This window comes from Dokdonella immobilis (assembly GCF_900115085.1).
Taxonomy (GTDB): domain Bacteria; phylum Pseudomonadota; class Gammaproteobacteria; order Xanthomonadales; family Rhodanobacteraceae; genus Dokdonella; species Dokdonella immobilis.
This window is the reverse complement of record NZ_FOVF01000025.1, coordinates 1-20,015: the sequence shown is the minus strand read 5'-3', so window position 1 is coordinate 20,015 and position 20,015 is coordinate 1. Positions and strand designations below refer to the sequence as shown.

The following is a 20,015-nucleotide window of genomic DNA, read 5'->3' as shown; positions in this document are numbered from 1 at the left end:
CCTGCGCAAGCTTGTTCGCCTCCGGTCGCCCCGCTACCCTGTGGGTTCCCTACGTTCGTTGCCGCCATGCCCGCGGATTTTGTCCATCTGCACGTCCACAGCGAATACTCGCTGGTCGATTCGACGATCCGCATCGATTCGCTCGTGGCGGCCTGTGCGGCTGCCGGCATGCCGGCGGTGGCGCTGACCGACCAGGTCAACCTGTTTGCCCTGGTCAAGTTCTATTCCGCCGCCGAGAAGGCCGGCATCAAGCCGATCGCCGGTTGCGACGTCTGGATCGATGATCCGCTCGAGCGCGGCAAGCCGCACCGGTTGACCCTGCTCTGCCAGGATCTCGAGGGCTACCGGAACCTGTCGCGACTGGTTTCGCGTGCCTGGTCGGACGGACGGCATGGCGATTTCGCGCTGATCGACAGCGCCTGGCTGGTCGAGGCCAATCGCGGACTGATCGTCCTCGCCGGTCGCGACAGCGAACCGGGCCGGATGCTGGTCAGCGGCCGCGACGAGGCCGCGCGCGAGAGCGTGCGCGAATGGCAGCGCCACTTCGGCGACCGTTTCTACCTCGAGCTGGTGCGCAGCCAGCGCGCCGACGAGGACGCGTTCGTGTCGGCGGCGGTGGCCCTTGCCGTGGAACTCGACGTGCCGGTCATTGCCAGCAACGACGTGCGCTTTCTCGAGCACGAGGATTTCGAGGCGCACGAGGCACGAGTCTGCATCCACGATGGTCGCGTGCTGGCCGACCCGAAGCGCCCGAAGCTGTATTCGGCCGAGCAGTACCTGAAATCGCCGGCGCAGATGCGCGCGTTGTTCGCCGACCTGCCGCAGGCGCTCGAGAACACCGTCGAACTGGCCAAGCGCTGCAATCTCGAGTTGAGCTTCGGCACCTACTTCCTGCCCGATTTCCCGATCCCGGCCGGATTCACCCTGGATTCCTGGATCCGCACGCAGTCGCGTGAGGGCCTGGTCGCTCGCCTGGACACGCAGGCTCCGGCAGCGGGCTTCACGCGCGAGGACTACGCGCGTCGACTCGAGACCGAAGTCGATGTCATCGTCGAGATGGGTTTCCCGGGCTACTTCCTGATCGTCGCCGACTTCATCAACTGGGCCAAGCAGCACGACATCCCGGTCGGTCCCGGACGCGGCTCGGGCGCTGGCTCGGTGGTCGCCTGGGCGCTCGGAATCACCGACATCGACCCGCTCCGTTACGGCCTGCTGTTCGAGCGCTTCCTCAATCCCGAACGCGTGTCGATGCCCGACTTCGACATCGACTTCTGCATGGACAAGCGCGACCGCGTGATCGAGTACGTGGCGGCGAAATACGGGCGCGACCATGTCAGCCAGATCATCACCTTCGGCACGATGGCGGCCAAGGCCGTGCTGCGCGACAGCGGCCGCGTGCTCGGCATGCCGTATGGCCAGGTCGACCGTATCGCCAAGCTGATCCCGATGCGTCCGCTCGACCTGAGTCTCGGCGACGTCCTCGGTCGCAGCGAAAAATCGCGCAAGGAACCGGACCGCGTGGTCGCCGAGTTCAGGGAACTCTACGAGACCGACGATGCTGTGCACGACCTCGTCGACCTTGCCCTCAAGCTCGAGGACCTGACCCGCAACGCCGGCAAGCATGCCGGTGGCGTCGTCATCGCACCGGGACCGCTGACCGACTACGCGCCGCTGTACAGCGAAGCCGGCGGCGACGGCGTGGTCACCCAGTTCGACAAGGACGACGTCGAGAAAGTCGGCCTGGTCAAGTTCGACTTCCTCGGCCTGCGCACGCTGACCATCATCGACTGGACGGTCAAGGCGATCAACGAGCGTCGTGCGAAGACCGGCGAAGCGCCGCTCGACATCAGCCAGCTGCCGCTCGACGACGAAGCCGTCTATGCGCTGTTCAAGCGCGCCCAGACGATTGCGGTGTTCCAGTTCGAGTCGCGCGGCATGCAGGGCATGCTCAAGGATGCCAAGCCGGACCGCTTCGAGGACCTGATCGCGCTCGGCGCGTTGTACCGACCGGGCCCGATGGACCTGATTCCGAGCTACTGCAAGCGCAAGCACGGCAGCGAGGCCATCGAATACCCCGACCGGCGCGTCGAGCCGGTCCTGCGTGAGACCTACGGCATCATGGTCTACCAGGAACAGGTCATGCAGATGGCCCAGATCGTGGGCGGCTATTCGCTCGGCGGCGCCGACCTGCTGCGCCGGGCGATGGGCAAGAAGAAGGTCGAGGAGATGGCCCGCCACCGCGCCATCTTCCGCGAGGGCGCGGCGAAGAACGGCGTCGACGAACGCATGGCCGATGCGGTGTTCGACACCATGGAGAAGTTCGCCGGCTACGGATTCAACAAGTCGCATGCGGCGGCCTATGCGCTGGTCTCCTACCAGACCGCCTGGCTGAAGACCCACTATCCGGCCGAGTTCATGGCGGCGGTGCTGTCGGCCGACATGGACAACACGGACAAGGTGGTCAACCTGCTCGGCGAGGCGCGCGCGCTCGGCCTCGAGGTCCTGCCCCCGGACATCAACAGCTCCGGACACAAGTTCCGCGCCCTCGATCCGTCCGACCGGTCCTCCGCCTCGAAGACGATCCGCTACGGCCTCGGCGCGATCAAGGGCGTCGGCGAAGGGGCGATCGACAACGTCGTCGAGGCGCGCGAGCGCGCCGGCGCGTTCCGGGACCTTGGCGACTTCTGCGTGCGGGTCGACGCCCAGAAAATCAACAAGCGCACGCTCGAAGCCCTGATCCTGTCCGGCTCGATGGATGCGCTGGCGAAGAACCGCGCGAGCCTGCTGGCGCAGCTGCCCGAAGCCATGCGCGCGGCCGAGCAACTGGCCCGCGATGCCCTGGCCGGCCAGAACGACATGTTCGGCAGCAGCAGCCCGGCCGCCGCTCCGCTCGAACTCGTCGAGGTCGACGACTGGCCTGCGGAGCGACGCCTGGCTGGCGAGCGCGACACGCTCGGCCACTATCTTTCCGGTCATCCGACCGACGCCTGGCGTGAGCTGCTGGCGCGCGTCACGACCTGCCCGATCGGTGAAGTCGGCAGGCTCTACAAACCCCAGGAGGGGCGTGGTCGCTATGGCGGCAGCCAGCAGGCCTTCATCCTGGCTGGATCCGTCGTCAGCCTGCGCAAACAGGGCGAGTCGCGCGCCTTCGTCCAGGTCGAGGATTATTCGGGTCGCTTCGAAGCCGTCCTCTATCGCGAATCCTGGACAGAATTCGCGCCACTGCTGACTCGCGACGCGATCCTCGTGTTCGAGGGCTCGCTGTCGATCGATGATTTTTCCGGCAACTACCAACTGCGCACGCAACGCGTCGCCACGATCGAGTCCGCTTGCGAGCGCCAGGCGCGCGTCCTGCGCGTGCGTGTCAACGGCATCGGCAACGACTTCGCCTCGCGCCTGTACGAGGTTCTCGAGACCTGCCGCGGCGGCAGCACCACGGTGCGGATCGCCTTCAGCAACCAGAGCGGACGGGGTGAAATCGAACTCGGTCCCGAATGGCGCGTGCGCGCGAGCCCGACCCTGGCCCGCACTGTGGCCGACCTCGATGGCGTCCTCGGCGCCGAATTCGTTTACGGCCAATGACTTGACGGGACATTCCGCGAGCCTGGGAACGTTGCACTGCACGGGCGTTCGACCCGCTATACTCGCGCTCTTCTGATTCAAACATCGCTGAATGAACCCGAACTTCCTCGAATTCGAAGCACCGATTGGCGAACTGGAGGCCCGAATCCAGGAGCTGCGCCATGCCAGCCATGGCCAGGCCTTCAACATCGAGGAGGAAATCGGCAAGCTGCAGGCCAAGCTGAAGACACGCACGGCCGAGATCTTCCGCAACCTCAGCGCCTGGCAGATCGCCCAGATTGCACGCCATCCGGCGCGCCCGTTCACGCTCGACTACATCAAGGTCATGTGCGAGGAGTTCCACGAACTCGCCGGTGATCGCGCCTATGCCGACGACGCCGCGATCGTCGGGGGCATCGGCCGCATCGACGGCCGCAGCGTGGTCATCATCGGCCATCAGAAGGGGCGCGACACCAAGGCCAAGATCCGGCGCAATTTCGGCATGCCGCGGCCGGAAGGCTATCGCAAGGCCCTGCGCCTCATGAAGATGGCCGAGCGCTTCAAGTTGCCGCTGCTGACCTTCATCGACACGCCAGGCGCCTATCCGGGCGTCGGCGCCGAGGAGCGCGGCCAGTCCGAGGCGATCGCGCGCAACCTGATCGAGATGTCGGAGCTGAAGGTGCCGATCCTGTGCACGGTGATCGGCGAAGGCGGTTCCGGCGGCGCCCTCGCCATCGGCGTCGGCGATCGCACGATCATGCTGCAGTACTCGACCTATTCGGTCATTTCACCGGAAGGCTGCGCATCGATCCTGTGGAAGACCGCCGAGAAGGCCAAGGACGCCGCCGAGGCGCTCAGCATCACGGCGCCTCGGCTGCTCGAACTCGGCCTGATCGACAAGGTCGTGCGCGAGCCGCTTGGCGGCGCCCACCGCAACCCGCACTCGATGGCGATTCGCCTCAAGGCGGTCCTGCTCGGCCAGTTGAACAGCCTCGAACAGCTCGACGTCGCAACCCTGCTCGAGCAGCGCTACGAGCGCCTGCGCGGTTACGGCGCTTTCAAGATCGCCTGAATCCGCGGCCGCGACCGGGTCAGGCGAAATCAACGCCGGCCCGGCCGAAGCGCATGCGGCCGCACGACCCGACTGAGCGGTTCGCTGCGGCCGCTCTCGGCGCGCGCCGATCAGTCCGAATCCGGCACGTCGACCTTGCCGCCGATGTTTCGGTGGTAGACGTCGCCGCTGCCGCTCGATTTCACGGTCAGGTTGCCGCGCACATCGGCCGCATCGAGATCGCCCGAACCGATCGAGTCGAGCGTGACGTCGCCGGTGACATCGCGCAGGTCGACATCGCCCGAGCCGACGTGATCGATGCGCACGCTGCCACCGACCTTGCGGAACGTCAGGTCGCCGGAGCCGACGCCACCGACCTCGACATCACCGCGGATGTCGTCCAGGGTGATGTCGCCGGAGCCGGTTGACTTGAGATGGAAGCGGCCAATGTCCGAACCCTCGACGTCGCCGGAGCCGACGCTGACGACCAGTTCGCCAGCGATGTTCTGCACATTGAGGTCGCCCGATCCGGCATCGAACTCGAGGCTGGCCAGGTCACGCGCATCGATGTCGCCGGAACCGCTGTCGACCTCGACGGCCAGGCTGGCCGGCATGCGGATCTCGATATCGAGGTAGGCATAGTGCGAGCCGAAGATCGAGAACGAGAAAGAGCCGCGATGCCGTTCGCTCTCGACGACCAGGCGGTCGCCGTCGACGCGATGATTGAGCACGAGTCGATCGAGATCGTCGGCATCGGACGCGCAGGCACGCGCACGGACCTCGACCTTGGCCAGGCCCGGAACGCCGCGCAGGCGCAGGTCGGTCGAGCCGAAATGCGTGGCCAGGGTGCGCAGACCGGCGGCATCGACATCGAATGATCGGTCGGCCTCGTGTTCGCAGTTCGTTGCCAGGGCCGGCCCGGAAGCGATCAACAGGGAAGCAAGGACTATCCAGCGCATGGGAGTTTCCTGAGGGTGGGTAGGAAATTGGATACGGTGCAAGCGCGAATGGTTTAAGCCGCGGTTGCGCTCGGAGCAGTTTTGCTCGATCGGGATTGCGGACACGGTGTCCATTGCAGGGCATCCCGCTGCACGATTCCGGACAGGCGCGAACGTGCCAGTGCCTCATCGGCCACCGTGCCATGCCGATCCGTGACCGTTTGCGTCTGGCACGAATCCTGCCAATGGCTTTGCCAGCGAAGTGTCATTCGCATCCGGTGCCACCACCCCCAGCCTGCCATCGGGAGAAATCATGGCCGCGTTCCTTGACGATCTTCTGGCTGGCTGGCGTTCGGCCTGGCGCCGTCCCGGCTCGAATGCCCTGCTGATCGCCGTGCTCGCCCTTGGTATCGGCAGCGCGACGGCGATGTTCAGCGTGATGCGGCCGGTACTCATGCAGGCCCTGCCGTATGCGGATCCGGAACGCCTCGTCTATGTCTGGGAGACCGACCTCGCCAACGGCGAATTGACTGGCGGCGCTTCGTTCCCGGACCTGGCCGACTGGCGCGCACGAACCCGGACCCTGGCCCGCATCGGCGCCTATGCCCGCAGCAATGCGAGTCTGGCCACGCCCGGCGGATCGCCGCGGCGGATTCTCGCCCTCAACGTGACCCACGACCTGGCGGCTACCCTCGGCGTGACGCCGATTCTCGGTCGTGATTTCCAGGACAGCGACGACAGGCTCGGCGCGGCGCCCGTGGCGATGCTCAGCGAGGGCTTGTGGCGCGGGTCGTTCGGCGCCGACCCGACGGTGGTCGGCCAACGCCTCGAGATCGATGGCGCCTCGACCGAGATCATCGGCGTGATGCCGGCCGGGGGCCCCTGGGCCTTGCGCGGCGATATCTGGCGGCCGGTCGTGCCGACCCAGAAGAACTTCCTCGAAGAGCGCGGCGTGCACAGCCTCAGTGTTGTCGCCCGGCTCGCTGCGGGCACGACCATCGACCAGGCCGACCAGGACATGCGTCGCATCGCCTCGGCGCTGGAGTCGGAATACCCCGAGGAAAATGTCGGCCGCAACGCCCGCGTCGTCGGCATGCACGCCTTTCTGCTGGCCGACATCAAGCGTCCGCTGGGCATGCTGGCCGCCGCGGTGGGCATCCTTTTGCTGCTGACCTGCTGCAACGCCGCGATGCTGCTGATCGCCCGGGCCGGGGCACGTGAAGCCGAACTCGGCCTGCGCAGCAGTCTCGGCGCCGCCAGGGCGAGGCTGCTGCGCCAGTTCGCCGCCGAGAGCCTGATCCTCGCGCTGATCGGCGGCCTGCTTGGTGTCGCCCTCGCCCATGCATCGTTGCAGGTCATGGTTGCGCTCAATCCCTTGCCAGCGCTGGCGCCCGATCGCTGGCGCGTGGACCTCGCGGCACTCGCCTTCACCCTGCTGACCTCGGTGCTGGCGGCCTTGCTGGCCGGTACGGTGCCAGCCTGGATCGCCTCGAAGATCGATCCCGCCCGTGCCCTCGGCAATGCGCGCGGTACGAGCGCGATCGGCGGCGAGGCCGCGCGTCGCATCCTCGTCAGCGTCCAGGTGGCCGTGGCCATGGCCCTGCTCCTCGGCGTCGGCGTGCTGCTGCGCAGCTACGTCCAGTTGACCCGCATCGATCCCGGCCTGCGTCCCGCAGGGGTCGCCACGGTGTCGCTCGATCTGCCGCCCAGCGATTATCCGATGCCACCGCTCGAGGAATATCCGCACTGGCCTGCGCTGGTCCGATTCATGGACAACCTGATCGAGCGCGCACGGGCAATTCCCGGCGCGCAATCGGTGGCCTTGACCCAGCACGCGCCGCTGGCGCCGGCATGGACCACCAGCCTCGAAGTCGAAGGCCGGTCCGTGCCTGCAGGAACGCATGAGGAAATCCAGCTCAACGGCTTCAGTCCCGGCGCCCTGGCCACGCTCGGCATTCCGCTGCTCGCCGGCCGCGATTTCGATGCGCGCGACCGCGCGGACTCGGCAAAGGTGCTGCTGATCAATGCAGCCGCGGCGCGGCGCTATTTTCCCGGGCAGGATCCGGTCGGGCGACGCATCCGCTTCTGGCGAACCTGGCGTGAAGTCGTCGGCGTCGTCGGCGACGTCCGCAGCGATGGCCTGAGCGAACCCGCGCAACCGATGCTGCATGTCCCTCTGGCGCAGGCACCGATGTCATCGATGACGCTCAGCGTCCGCACCAGCGGCGATCCGACTCTGCTGCTGAAACCCATGCGCGAAACCCTATGGGCCGTGGAACCGGCTGCGGTCCCATTCGATGAGGGCAGCATAATCGAGCGCCTCGACCGGTTGCTGGCACCCCAGCAGTTCGCCTTCGCCCTGACCGGTCTGCTCGCCCTGTTGGCCGGACTGCTCGCGCTGTCCGGACAGATTGGCCTGATCACCCTCGAAGTTCAGCGCCGGCGCAGCGAGATCGGTGTCCGCGTCGCACTCGGAGCGAGACCGCACCACGTGCTCTCGACCATTCTGCAGCGCTCGCTGCGCGCAACGGCAGTCGGCATGGGACTGGGCCTCGCGGTCTATCTCGCCGCCGCGCCCGTACTCGAACATTTCGTCTACGGCATCGCCACGCGCGATCCATTGTCCTCGATCAGCGTGATCGCGATCTTTCTGGTCACGGCCCTGCTTGCCGCTGCGATACCGGCGCGGCGTGCACTGCGACTCGACCCCATGCAGGCCCTGCGCGCGGAATAGCAATGCGGTTGCGTTGCGCTGCCGACCGGCGCGGTCTCCGAGTGGCGCTGTCGACCTGCCGGCACGCCCGTCTGGCTATTCTCGTGCCTTGACCCGATCCCATAGCGCCTCCTGCTCGGTCAGCGAGTGCGAGGCCAGTTGGCTACCGGCCTCGGTGGCCAGCGTTTCCATGCAGCGGAATCGTCGCTCGAACTTGGCATTGGCGTGACGCATCGCCGCCGATACGTCGACCCGGGCATGCCGGGCGAGGTTGGCGCAGACGAACAGGACATCACCGATTTCGTCGGTCAGACGCTGCGGGTCAGCGCCCTGCGCGAATGCCTCGCGGACCTCGTCGATTTCCTCATGCAACTTGGCGAACACCGGCTGCACGTCGGGCCAGTCGAAACCGACGCTGGCGGCGCGCTTCTGCAGCTTGATCGCGCGTTGCCATTCGGGCATGCCGCGCGCGATGCCGGACAGTGCGCTGGTATCTTCGTCGCCGCGGGCGGCGCGCTCCTGGCGCTTGATCGCCTCCCAATGGGTCAGCACCTCGTCGGCGCTGTCGGCCCCGGTGTCGGCGAATACGTGTGGATGTCGCGTCACCATTTTTTCGCAGATGGCGGCGACGACGTCGGCGAAGCGGAAATGTCCGGCCTCCTCGGCCATGCGGGCGTGGAAGACGACCTGCAGCAGGAGATCGCCGAGTTCGCCGCAGAGGTCCCGGTAGTCGCGACGGTCGACCGCGTCGGCGACCTCGTAGGCCTCTTCGATGGTATAGGGCACTATGCTGTCGAAGTTCTGTTTGACGTCCCAGGGACAACCGTTCACGGGATCGCGCAATCGCGCCATGATGGCAAGCAGGTCGTCAATCGTATGCATCGCAACTCCAGGAATTCTGCGCCAGTATCAGTCCGCCTAGAGTGCGGGATTCGGCGGACCCACGCCAACCCCGCAAACGCCCCGGGCGCGAGCATGAATACGCACCACCTCCGCCGCCGCGTGCGGCCAGACAGGGCGGGCGGGACCGCCACACGCAATGTCAGACGGGAGGCCGAGCGGCCGGCGGGTCCGGTCGTGGCGAACTCGTGCGACGGAGGCCGCCGCCGGTGAGCGGTACCTTCCGCTCGCTGCGTGCCATCAATTTCCGCATCTGGGCGGCCGGCGCCTTCGTCTCCAACATCGGTACCTGGATGCAGCGCACCGCGCAGGACTGGCTGGTGCTGGCGGAACTGACCGACAGAAATGCAACCGCGGTCGGCATCGTCATGGCCCTGCAATTCGGTCCACCGTTGCTCCTGTTGCCGCTGACCGGCTTCGTCGCCGACCATTTCGACCGGCGCCGGCTGTTGATGCTGACCCAGACCTGCATGGGCCTGCTCGCCCTGGGCCTCGGCCTGTTGACCATCAGCGGGCTCGCCGAGCTCTGGCACGTGCACGTCTTCGCCTTCCTGCTCGGCTGCGTGACCGCCTTCGACGCGCCGGCACGGCAGACCTTCGTCTCCGACATGGTCGCCGAATCGGAGCTTTCGAACGCGGTGGCCCTCAATTCCACCTCGTTCAATGCGGCGCGGCTGATCGGCCCGGCCGTGGCCGGACTGTTGATCGCGGTGATCGGTTCGGGCTGGGTGTTCGTACTCAATGCGGTCTCGTTCGCCGCGGTGATCGCTTCGCTGAGCCTGTTGCGCGTCGGCGAACTGCGCCGCCACGCGCGCGCCGTGCGTTCGCGCGGCAGCCTGCTCGAAGGGTTTCGCTACGTCTGGAAACGACCGGACCTGGTGGCGATCCTGACCATGCTGTTCCTGATCGCCACGTTCGGCCTGAACTTTCCGATCTACATCTCGACCATGTCGGTGACCGTGTTCCACGGTGGTGCCGGACAATATGGCCTGCTGATCTCTACCATGGCCATCGGATCGGTAGCGGGAGCGCTGATGTCCGCGCGCCGCGCCAGTCCGCGCCTGTCGCTGCTGCTGATTGGCGCGACCGCCTTCGGCCTGGGCATGGTCGTTGCGGCCAGCATGCCCAATCACGTGCTGTTCGGCCTGGTGCTGGTGCTGGTCGGGGCCTCGGCCCAGACCTTCATGACCACGGCCAACAGCATCGTGCAACTGTCCACCGAGCCGGCCATGCGCGGCCGCGTGCTTGCGATCCTGCTTGCCCTGGCCCTGGGTGGAACGCCGATCGGCGCGCCGATCGTGGGCTGGGTGGCCGACACCCTGGGCCCGCGCTGGGCGATGGGCATCGGCGCGTCGTCCGGATTGCTCGCGGCCCTGGTCGGCATCCGCTACCTGGTCCGGTACCGGCACCTGCGCATCCGCTTCGGCAACGGCCGGATACAATTTGCGCTGGACGAACCCGGTTCGGCACCACCGCATCCCTGAGCGCCAGCGATCACGATTCCACTGGCTGGAAAAAACAGGCAAGGCGAAGCATTCCGCCCTGCCGCGGCAAGCTCAGGTTCCCGTCACCACCGGCTGTTCCTCGAACAGGGTCGTACCAAAGGTGGGCAGGGTCCGCGGCAGGTGCAGGCGCGGCACACCGACGAAGAACCCCTGGGCCATGTCCACGCCGCATTCGTAGAGTGTGCGCAGCATAGAAAAATCCTCGACGCACTCGGCGACGGTCTTCTTGCCGGCGCTGCCGGCGATCGAGGCCAATGCGGAAATGATGGTGCGGTTCAGGTCGTCGACCGGCAGGCCCTGGCTCAGGGAGCCGTCGATCTTGAGCAGGTCGGCTTCGATCTGCCTGAGGTGCACGAAGGTGGAGAAACCGGTACCAAAGCCATCGACCGCGATCCGGCACCCGAGCGCGCGCAACTCGCCGAGCTGGCGCCGGGCGTTCTCGATATCGTCGATGGAGTGTGACTCGGAGATCTCGAGGACCAGGGCCGCGGGATTGATGTCGTACTCGACGATCTTCGCGGTCACGTACGCGGCGAGGCCTCCCTTTTCCAGCGTCTGCGCGGAGATGTTGAGGGTCAGGGCGATCGGCCGCGGACTTTCGCGCGCCTCGCGCAGCGCCTTCAAGGCATGGTCGATCACCCAGTAGTCGATGTCCTGCATCAGGCCGAAACGCTCGGCGGCAGGCAGGAACGCATGCGGCGAGATCAGTTCGCCCTGGCCGTCGCGCAGGCGCACCAGCACCTCGAACAATGCCTCCTCGTAAGGATTGCGCTCGAGCTGGCGGAGCCAGATGTCCTTGCTGTTCCTGCCGTCAGCCTTGTCGTTCTCCATGCCCTTGAGTGGCACGATGGGCTGGTAGCAGAGCACGAAACGGTCCGTGCGCAAGGCCTCCTCGAGGCGCACCGACCAGCCTAGATCGACGTCCAGTGCGGCGCGGCGACCGGTCTCCGGGGAGTAGAGCTGGCACTGGTTGCGGCCGGAACGCTTGGCCATGTGGCAGGCGATGTCGGCAAAGGCCATGGCCTCGCCCGGCGAGTGCGTGGCCTGGTCGATCTTCGCGCAGCCGATCGACAGGGTGATGCGGTAGCCCTTGCCGCCGTAGGTGAACGGCATGGCGGTCAGCACGCGCCGGAAACCCTCGGCCAGGGTCATCAGATCGCCGTTGCCAACGTTGCTGAGCAGCACCGCGAATTCATCGCCGCCCATGCGGGCCAGTGAATCGCTGCCGCGCAATCGCGACTTGAGGCGCTGGCTGACCTCGACCAGCAGGCGGTCGCCGGCCGCATGCCCGGCGGTATCGTTGATGTACTTGAAACGATCGAGATCGATGAACAGGAGCAGGGAAATCTGGCCGGTGCGCCGGACCCTGCTGCATTCCTGCTCGAGCTGGGATTCGAACCAGCCACGGTCGTGCAGCTTGGTCAGGCTGTCGTGTTCAGCCTGCCAGCGCAGCTCCTGCTCGAGGGCGCGGCGCTCGGAGATGTCGCGGAAGGCAACGACCGAGCCGCTCAGTTCGGAATCCAGGCGCAATGGATGGATATTGCATTCGACCGGTATACCGCGCTTGCTCGAGGTCCAGAACCGCGTTTGCCAGGCCGAGACCTGGCTGCCGTTGGCGTAGCAGGAGTTGAGGTAGGACGCGCCGCGCTGCATCGGCTGGCCGTCTTCGTCGGCATAGTGGAAGGCGTGGAAGGCGCACTGGCCGACGAGCTCCGAGGGATCGCTGTAGCCGAGCAATTCAAGCGCGGCCGGATTGACGAACTGGATGACGCCCTCCGCGTCGACACCATAGACGCCCTCGCCGACCGACGAAAGGATGTCCTGCAGGCGGCGGCGCTCCTTGTCGATTGCCTTCTGGTCGTTGATCGTGCGCGCCAGCGAGGCCAGCCTGGCCAGCAAAAGCTCCTTCGATTCGCTCTTGAACAGGCATTCCAGCGCGCCGCAGGCCAGCGATTCGGCGATCACCGCATCGGAGTAGGTACCGGTGATCGTTGCCGTGAGGATGTGCTGGGTTTCGGGATTGTTGCGGATCATCGTGATCAGCGCGGTGCCGTTCTGCACCGGCATCAGATAGTCGATGATGGCGATGTCGTAGCTGTTCGCGGTGACCTTCTGCCAGCCTTCGGCCACGCTCTCGGCGGTTTCGACCTGGTAACCGTGCTTCTGCAGCAGCTTCGAATAGCCCGCACGCACGGTGGCCGAATCGTCGACCAGGAGGATCCTGATCTGCTGGTCGTGGGCGCTGCGGGCCGGCTCGATGCTCTGGTCCGGCCGCAGCAGATGGCTGATCGCGCTCGGCGCCTCGAGGTATTCGGACCAGAACGTCAGCGCGGTGCGTGGTCGCGACATGCGCCAGTTGACCGCATTCGCATTGCTCGAATCGGCCATCACCAGCACTGGCAGATGTTCGAATCGCTCGCCATGGAGCAGGCCGAACACATCCTCGGCCACGCCTTCCGAGTACTCTGGCCAGCCGAGGACCACGGCATCGAGGTTGCCGTGGCCGATGCGCGCCCGCATCAGCGCCTCGTAGGCCTCGGAAAGTCCGTCGACAGCAGTGACGCCGAAACCGGCGTTGCTAAGCGCGGCGGAAAGCGCGCGGCGCCGCGTCTGCGAAGTATCTGCGAGCAGGATCATTTTCATCGGTACCGCACTCCAGGGGATCGAACCACGCTTGGGCTGGTCGACCGCGGAGCGGAACCTGGGGGTCAGACGGTGCCGATCCGGTCGCGGATGCGCCAGAGGCTCGCGTTTGATCGTCCCCCGGGCCAATGACGCCACCCTGCTGCCGATCATGTCTTCGATGCCCCTGCTCCGCCTTCGCGGAATCCAGGCACGCCAACTCCCTGGCCACGCCGACCCGGGGTCTCCCGCCGGGTCAGGGCGGGTTGAGGATGCATGTTTCATGCCCGGTTTCGGCGGGGCTGGCGCAATCGTGCCGTCCCGCCTGCACCGGTCGGGCGCGAGGTTGGCCCAAATGAACCCCGGCAAGGCCTCGCGCCGCCCAGGGACCGCAGCGCCGGGCCGGGTGTGGTTTCGCCCCGGGCACCGGCAATGCCCGATGGACGCCTATTCCCGATCCCGGCTGATCGACAGAATTTGGGTTATCCGGCCACTTCTGGCACGGTCCGGCGCGGCCTGGATGCCATGACTTCGGCGTCGCGCCTACATCTGCCGGAAGTGGTGCAGATAGCGACGACTGACCGGCAGGACCTCGCTGCGTTCCCTGAGATGGATGCTCGCCGTCTCGTTGTCACCGCGCGTGACGTGGCTGATGGCGCGCAGATTGACGACCACGGCGCGGTGGACCTGGATGAAGTGGACCGGGTCGAGCTGGCCGACCAGTTCCTTGAGCGGCGTGCGGATAAGCGCTTCGCCGGGCCGACCCTCGTCGCCGTGCCAGGCGATCCGCGTGTATTTTTCGTCGGAGCGCAAATAGTCGATCTCGTCTACCGGGATCAGGCGCACGATGGATCCGACCGAGGCGCGGATCCAGCGCAGCGGTGCAGGGGCCGCGCTGCGGCTCAGGCGCGCCGCCAGTTGCTCGATCAGCGCATCGGTATCGGCCGCCGGTTGCGCCGTGCCCAGCCGTTCCTTCAGGCGCGCCACCGTCTCGGCCAGACGCGCCGGCTCGACCGGCTTGACCAGGTAGTCGAGTGCGCCGCGTTCGAATGCCTCGACCGCGTATTGGCTGAACGCCGTCACGAACACGAGATGGGCGCGTCGACCGATGTAGCGCGCTGCATCCACGCCGGAAAGTCCGGGCATCTGCACGTCGAGAAGGCAGACGTCCGGTTGCAGTGCCTCGAACTTCTCGACCGCCTCGCGACCATTGCGCGCCTCGGCAACCACCTCGAGTTCAGGCCAGGCCTCGGCCAGCAGTCGGCGCAGCGACTTGCGCAACAGCGGTTCGTCATCGGCGATCAGGGCGGTCGGGAGCGGGCGCTTCATTCGTCGCTCCGGGCCGCGGGGAAATCCAGCTCGGCCGAGACACCGTGCGGCGCGATGCGGACCAGCTCGAGACGGGCCGCTTCGCCGAACATCAGCTGCAGGCGTTCGCGCAGGGTCGCCAGCCCGGTGCCGGCAGCGCCGGCCGGTTGCCACAATCCGGCGCCGGTGTCGACGACGCGAACCCTGCAGCGAATGCCATCCGTTTCGACGCGGACGTCGATGCGGCCGCCTTTTTCGCTCGGATCGATGCCGTGACGTACGGCGTTTTCGACCAGGGTCAGCAAGGCCATGGGCGGGCAGTCCAGGGGCTCCGCGTCAGCGTCCGCATGCAGGGAGTACTGCAATCGATCCGGAATGCGCATGTGCATGATCTCGAGGTAGGCGCGGACCAGGTCCAGTTCCTCGTGGATCGTCGTGGTCGACTTCTGCAAGCGCGGCACCGCGGCACGCAGATAGGCGATCAGGCTGCCGAGCACGGTCGAAGCCTGGCCCGATCCCGAATCCACCAGCTCGCGCACGTTGGCCAGTGTGTTGAAGAGGAAGTGCGGCTCGACCTGGGCCTGCAGCAGGCGCAAGCGCGTATCGATGGCCTTGCGCTCGAGCTTGCTGCGTTCGAGCTCGAACGCCAGCGCCTGCTTCTGGGCCGCGCCGCTGATCTGCCCGACCAGCGCCGAGACCGCCATCCACGGCGCCAGCAACAGGCCGAGGATGCTCATCGTGGCGAACCCTTCGAGGCGGTCCTTGTCCTCCCAGAACGGCAGCGGATTGCCGAGCGTGGTCAGGCGATAGGCGACCCAGGCCGCGATCGGCATGACGATGGCGACCGCGAGCACCTGCAGGACCCAGCGCGCGAGCCAGCGCGGCAGGCGCCTGGGCTTGCGCTCGAACAGGCCGAACACGAGCACGCCCATGGCGGCGATGAAGAGCAGGCGCCCGAACAACACCGCGTAGGATGCCTTCCAGCCCGGGGCCAGCAGCAGACCGAAGAGCAGCGCTACGGCAAACGGATAGCGCACACGACGCCAGCCGAACAGCGGCGGCTGGTGGGGGCGGCTTGCGGATTCCTGCGCGGCCATCAGGCAACGACGAGGGCGGCGAAAGACGCTCGGGCGACCTCGGAACCGTGTCTGCAGGCCAGGCCGGGGCGCGCCCCGCCGACGGCCATTTCGCGGCACGGCTCGAAACGGGCGCCAGCGAACAGTCGGCCGGCGCGCAGACAGCTCATTCCGCCACCGTTCGGCGGCAGTGACGGGCGATGCTCAATGGCGTTGGGCGGGTGCATTTGCATGGTCGTTCCAGGGCAGCCTCATTTGCCAAGCGCAGATCGGCAGGCCCAAGCCGATACGGCGACGGGATCGCTGCCGGAGCCCTGTCACCCCGCAGTATGGCCCGCTCTCCAGGCCTGCCGGAACCACCATGCGCTCCGACGACGATCAGCCGGCATGAAGCACGCCAGGCGGGGATGGGCGGCGAACGGGAGCGCCCGCGAGGGCGTTCTACCCGGCCGGCAGCGTGCCCAGGACGCGCGTCCAGTCCTGGTCCGGATCTCCGCAGGCGATGAATTCCGGGTTGAGCAGGGAGTCCTTGCGGTTGTAGCGCAGCGGCTGGCCATGGAGATCGATGACGGCGCCGCCGGCCTCCTCGAGCACACACTGCGCCGCGGCCGTGTCCCACTCCGAGGTCGGCCCGAGGCGCACGTACAGGTCGGCCTCGCCAGAGGCGATTCGCAGGAACTTGAGGGATGATCCGAGCGGCGTCAATTCGTAGGACCCGACCCGCTCGAGCATGCCGGCGAGGCGCGGATCGCCATGCGAGCGGCTGCCGGCGACCACGAGGGTCTCGCGCCGCCTACGGGTCCGGCAGGATCTCGGCCGTTCATCGGGTCCGGCCATCCAGGCGCCGCCGCCCTGCCAGGCCCAGGCGAATTCGCCAGTCACCGGCGCCTGCACCATGCCGAGCACCGTACGATCGCCGTCGATCAGCGCGATATTGACCGTGAACTCACCGTTGCGCTTGACGAATTCCCGGGTACCGTCGAGCGGGTCGACCAGCCAGTAGCGGCTCCAGGTGCGGCGCTCGCTCCAGGCTATGGCGGCGGATTCCTCGGACAGGATCGGCAGCTCGGGCGTGAGCCGGCGCAAGCCGTCGACGATGACCCGATGCGCAGCCAGGTCGGCTTCTGTCAGTGGCGATCGATCGGTCTTGCGCCCGACGTCGAAGTCTTCTCCGTAGACCGCAAGGATGGCAGCGGCGGCATCGAGCGTGATGCTGCGCAGGGTCGGGATCAGCGATTCGAGGTTCATGCGCTCGGCCGGTAGCGGCCGGCGAGAAACTCGCGGGCGATGAAGAGCGCGGCGATCGATCGACCTTCGCTGACTTCAGGCTCCAGCAGCAGGGTATGCAGTTCGCTCAGCTTCCATGGCACGACCTCGAGTTCCTCGGGCTCGTCACCCTGCAGGCGCTCCGGATAGAGATCGCGCGCCAGCACGACATGGGTCATCGCGCTCATGTAGGTCGGCGACAGCGACAGCGTGGCCAGGATGTGCAGTTCGCGGGCGCCATAGCCGATTTCTTCCTTCAGTTCGCGATCGGCTCCCTGGGCCACCGTCTCATCGCGGTCGAGGCGGCCCTTGGGCAGGCCAAGCTCGTAGCTCTCGATGCCCGTGGCGTATTCGCGGACGAGCAGCACGGTGTCTTCATCGAGCATCGGCACCATGATCACGGCGCCGAATCCCGTAGTCCGCAGGCGCTCGTGCGTGCGACGTTCTCCGTTGGAGAATTCCAGGTCGATCTGTTCGGCCTTGAGGAACCGGCTTTGTTCGACCAGGCGCCGGGCCAGGATCGTAGGAGATTTCTTGCGCATCGGCGAATTGTAACCGCATGCGCGCCGCACGCAGCGGCAAGGGCATGCAGGGCCTCAGCGCGATGCATCGACCCCGGGGCAGGAACGGGTCGAAATCGCGCAGGCCTGGCAGGACGATGCCGATTCCGCGCACCGGACTGCCGGCGGCAGGTATGCTTGGACATCCGCTCGGTGGATCCGGATGCCATGACCGTGTTCCGACCGCGCTTGCGCGGCCTCGTGTCGAAGCTGGCGTTGTTCTATGTGCTGCTCTCGCTGCCGACCCTCATCGTGGTCGAATCGGCGATCCTCATCTATGAGTTCCAGCGCTTCACGAGCGGCGTCCGCGCCAGCAGCCTGGATCATGCGGCGCAGCGCGGTGCGCGGGAGTTGAGCGGCCTCTGGCCGCACCTGCGCGGCACCGGCACGGAGGATACGACCGCTTTGCAGCTCTGGCTGGACGCCTGGATCCTGCGCCTGCAGCAGCCGCATGGCGGGTTGACGCCGGACGAGTCCTACGTGCTCCTCGAATTGACCGAAGTACCGCTCGGCGCGGCCATCGTCGGCGCCGACTCTCGGGTTCTCGCGCAATCCGGCGGCGACGCGAACTGGCTGCTCGATCTGCCGACCCGTGACGAAGTCGCCCGTGCCCGACAGGCCCGGGATCGTTCGGCCATCGAGCTGTCCGGCAGCAGCGATTCGTACACGATCCAGCGCGTCCTCGTTCCGCTCGAGGGTGCGGCCGGGCAAACCGGCGAGTTCCTGTTCATCGAGCTTCGCGTGCCGTCGCCCTGGCGACACCTGCTGTTCGATACGAGTTTCGAGTCGCCGACCGTGTTTGCCTTCCTGATCGTGTTCGGACTGGCCTCGTCGATCTTCCTCGCCGCCTGGGTCACCCGGCGACTGAGCCACATTGCGCGCGCCGCGACCGCCTGGAGCCGCGGCGATTTCTCCAATCGCATCGATGACCGCTCGGGTGATGAAATCGGCGGTCTGTCGCGGATGCTCGATGGCATGGCCCTCGACCTCAGGAGCCTGCTGCGATCCCGCGCGCAGCTGGCGACCCTGGCCGAGCGCCAGCGCCTGGCCCGGGACCTGCACGACACGGTCAAGCAAAAGGCGTTCGCTCTGAACCTGCAACTGGCGACGGTGCGACGCATGCTCGGCGACAGTGCGGGCGGCTCCCGGCTGGAGCCGGCGCAACGCCTGACCCAGCAGATCCAGCAGGAACTCGGCCAGATCCTCGACGAAATGCGTGCATCGGATGCCGAGCTGCCGTTTGCCGAGCGCGTGCGCATGCGCGCCAACGACTGGGCCCACACCAGTGGTGCAAGCCTCGGTTTCGCCATCGACGACATCCCGTCGCTGGCACCGGCAGATGAGGACTCGCTGCTGCGCGTCGTCGACGAAGCGCTGTCGAACGTGCTGCGCCACAGCGGCGCCCAGCACGTGGACCTCAGCCTCCGCCGCACGGCGGAACGCGTCAGCCTCGTCATCGCGGATAATGGGCACGGCGCGTCCGACGAATCCGGCGGCGGCATGGGCCTGCGCAATATGCGCGAACGCGTCGAGGCCCTGCCCGGTGGACGCTTCGACTTCGAAAGCAGTCCCGGACGGGGCGCGCGCGTGACCGTCAGCTTCAGGATCGAGGAACCGAGATGAGCAAACCCATCCGTATCGTCATTGCCGATGACCACGACCTGGTCCGTCAGGGCATCCGTGCCTTCCTCGAGACGCATGCGGACCTTTCCATCGTCGGCGAAGCCAACGACTCGGCGACGGCCGTCGAACAGTGCAGCCGCCAGAAGCCCGACATCGCCCTGGTCGATCTGGTCATGCCAGGCGGCGGCATCGAAGCCACGCGCGCCATCCGCGCGACCAGCCCGGGCACCCAGGTCGTCCTGCTGACCTCGTTCGAGGATGTCCAGCAGATCGTTTCGGCGATCCAGGCCGGCGCGCTGTCCTGCCTGCTCAAGGATGTCGATGCGGACGCCCTGGCCGATGCCTTGCGCAAGGCCGCCAAGGGCGAAGCGGTGCTGCACCAGCGCATCGCCGCGCGCCTGATGGATGCATTGCGGCGCGGCGTCGAACCGGGCAGCGGCGTGCTCGAGTCGCTGAGCCAGCGCGAGCGCGAGACCCTGACCCTCGTGGCCGAAGGGCTGAGCAACCAGATGATCGCCGAACGCCTCGGCATCGGCGAAAAGACCGTCAAGACCCACGTCAGCAACGTGCTCGGCAAGCTCAACGTCAGCGACCGCACCCAAGCCGCCGTGTATGCCTGGAAGAGCGGGATGAAGCAGCGTCCGCCGCAGTAGCATGCTGTTTCGGGCCTGTTGGGAGGCTCGTATTCGAAGGCCGGAAAACCAGGTGCGCGGGATTCGACCACCGACCTCGCGTTGCCGCTTCGTTGTAGGAAGCGGCTTCAGCCGCGATGCTTTTTCTCGCACGACGTCGAAGAGCGTCGAGCCTGAAGGCTCCTCCCAAGATGAGCGTGCGAAGTGCGGCGCGGGCTTCGACCACCGACCTCGCGTTGCCGCTTCGTTGTAGGAAGCGG

Annotated in this window: 13 protein-coding genes; 6 read left to right on the top strand and 7 right to left on the bottom strand. The window is 66.8% G+C overall.

Going from position 1 to position 20,015, the window contains the following annotated elements; genetic code table 11:
- The first annotated feature begins 66 nt into the window (after window positions 1-66).
- Together dnaE and BM125_RS14785 are read left to right on the top strand one after the other, a co-directional pair.
- Window positions 67-3,582, top strand: coding sequence for a DNA polymerase III subunit alpha (gene dnaE / locus BM125_RS14790; RefSeq protein ID WP_092409353.1), 3,516 nt, complete (start codon window positions 67-69; stop codon window positions 3,580-3,582).
- Between the two features lie 91 nt (window positions 3,583-3,673).
- Window positions 3,674-4,633 (top strand): acetyl-CoA carboxylase carboxyltransferase subunit alpha, encoded by a 960-nt coding sequence (locus BM125_RS14785; protein WP_092409351.1) that lies wholly within the window; start codon window positions 3,674-3,676, stop codon window positions 4,631-4,633.
- 110 nt (window positions 4,634-4,743) lie between these two features.
- On the opposite strand, the gene BM125_RS14780 is transcribed toward BM125_RS14785, so the two are convergent.
- Window positions 4,744-5,571 (bottom strand): DUF4097 family beta strand repeat-containing protein, encoded by an 828-nt coding sequence (locus tag BM125_RS14780; protein ID WP_175498110.1) that lies wholly within the window; start codon window positions 5,569-5,571, stop codon window positions 4,744-4,746.
- 292 nt (window positions 5,572-5,863) lie between these two features.
- On the opposite strand from BM125_RS14780, the gene BM125_RS14775 reads away from it, so the two are divergent.
- A complete protein-coding gene (locus tag BM125_RS14775; RefSeq protein WP_092409347.1) occupies window positions 5,864-8,284 on the top strand; it encodes an ABC transporter permease in 2,421 nt (806 codons plus the stop codon).
- Window positions 8,285-8,359: 75 nt separating this feature from the next.
- On the opposite strand, the gene mazG is transcribed toward BM125_RS14775, so the two are convergent.
- A complete protein-coding gene (gene mazG, locus BM125_RS14770) occupies window positions 8,360-9,145 on the bottom strand; it encodes a nucleoside triphosphate pyrophosphohydrolase (RefSeq protein ID WP_092409345.1) in 786 nt (261 codons plus the stop codon).
- A gap of 227 nt (window positions 9,146-9,372) precedes the next feature.
- Here mazG and BM125_RS14765 point away from each other — a divergent pair, with 227 nt between their 5' ends.
- Window positions 9,373-10,647, top strand: coding sequence for an MFS transporter (locus BM125_RS14765; protein WP_092409343.1), 1,275 nt, complete (start codon window positions 9,373-9,375; stop codon window positions 10,645-10,647).
- A 72-nt stretch (window positions 10,648-10,719) separates the two neighbouring features.
- On the opposite strand, the gene BM125_RS14760 is transcribed toward BM125_RS14765, so the two are convergent.
- The 5 genes from BM125_RS14760 to nudE all read right to left on the bottom strand — a co-directional run bounded on the left by BM125_RS14760 (window position 10,720) and on the right by nudE (window position 17,482).
- A complete protein-coding gene (locus BM125_RS14760; protein WP_175498109.1) occupies window positions 10,720-13,311 on the bottom strand; it encodes a GGDEF domain-containing response regulator in 2,592 nt (863 codons plus the stop codon).
- A gap of 522 nt (window positions 13,312-13,833) precedes the next feature.
- Window positions 13,834-14,619, bottom strand: a complete 786-nt coding sequence (locus BM125_RS14755) for a LytR/AlgR family response regulator transcription factor (protein ID WP_092409339.1) — start codon at window positions 14,617-14,619, stop codon at window positions 13,834-13,836.
- Window positions 14,616-15,695, bottom strand: coding sequence for a sensor histidine kinase (locus BM125_RS14750; RefSeq protein ID WP_092409337.1), 1,080 nt, complete (start codon window positions 15,693-15,695; stop codon window positions 14,616-14,618). The genes BM125_RS14755 and BM125_RS14750 overlap by 4 nt, the downstream gene beginning before the upstream one ends.
- Before the next feature lie 420 nt (window positions 15,696-16,115).
- Window positions 16,116-16,922, bottom strand: coding sequence for a 3'(2'),5'-bisphosphate nucleotidase CysQ (cysQ, locus tag BM125_RS14740; protein WP_092409333.1), 807 nt, complete (start codon window positions 16,920-16,922; stop codon window positions 16,116-16,118).
- Complete coding sequence (gene nudE / locus BM125_RS14735; protein ID WP_092409331.1) at window positions 16,919-17,482, bottom strand: ADP compounds hydrolase NudE; 564 nt, start codon at window positions 17,480-17,482, stop codon at window positions 16,919-16,921. The genes cysQ and nudE overlap by 4 nt, the downstream gene beginning before the upstream one ends.
- A 186-nt stretch (window positions 17,483-17,668) precedes the next feature.
- Here nudE and BM125_RS14730 point away from each other — a divergent pair, with 186 nt between their 5' ends.
- Both BM125_RS14730 and BM125_RS14725 read left to right on the top strand, forming a co-directional pair.
- A complete protein-coding gene (locus tag BM125_RS14730; protein ID WP_139225032.1) occupies window positions 17,669-19,123 on the top strand; it encodes a sensor histidine kinase in 1,455 nt (484 codons plus the stop codon).
- A complete protein-coding gene (locus BM125_RS14725; protein ID WP_092409327.1) occupies window positions 19,120-19,776 on the top strand; it encodes a response regulator in 657 nt (218 codons plus the stop codon). Before BM125_RS14730 ends, BM125_RS14725 begins: the two co-directional genes overlap by 4 nt.
- Window positions 19,777-20,015: the final 239 nt, after the last annotated feature.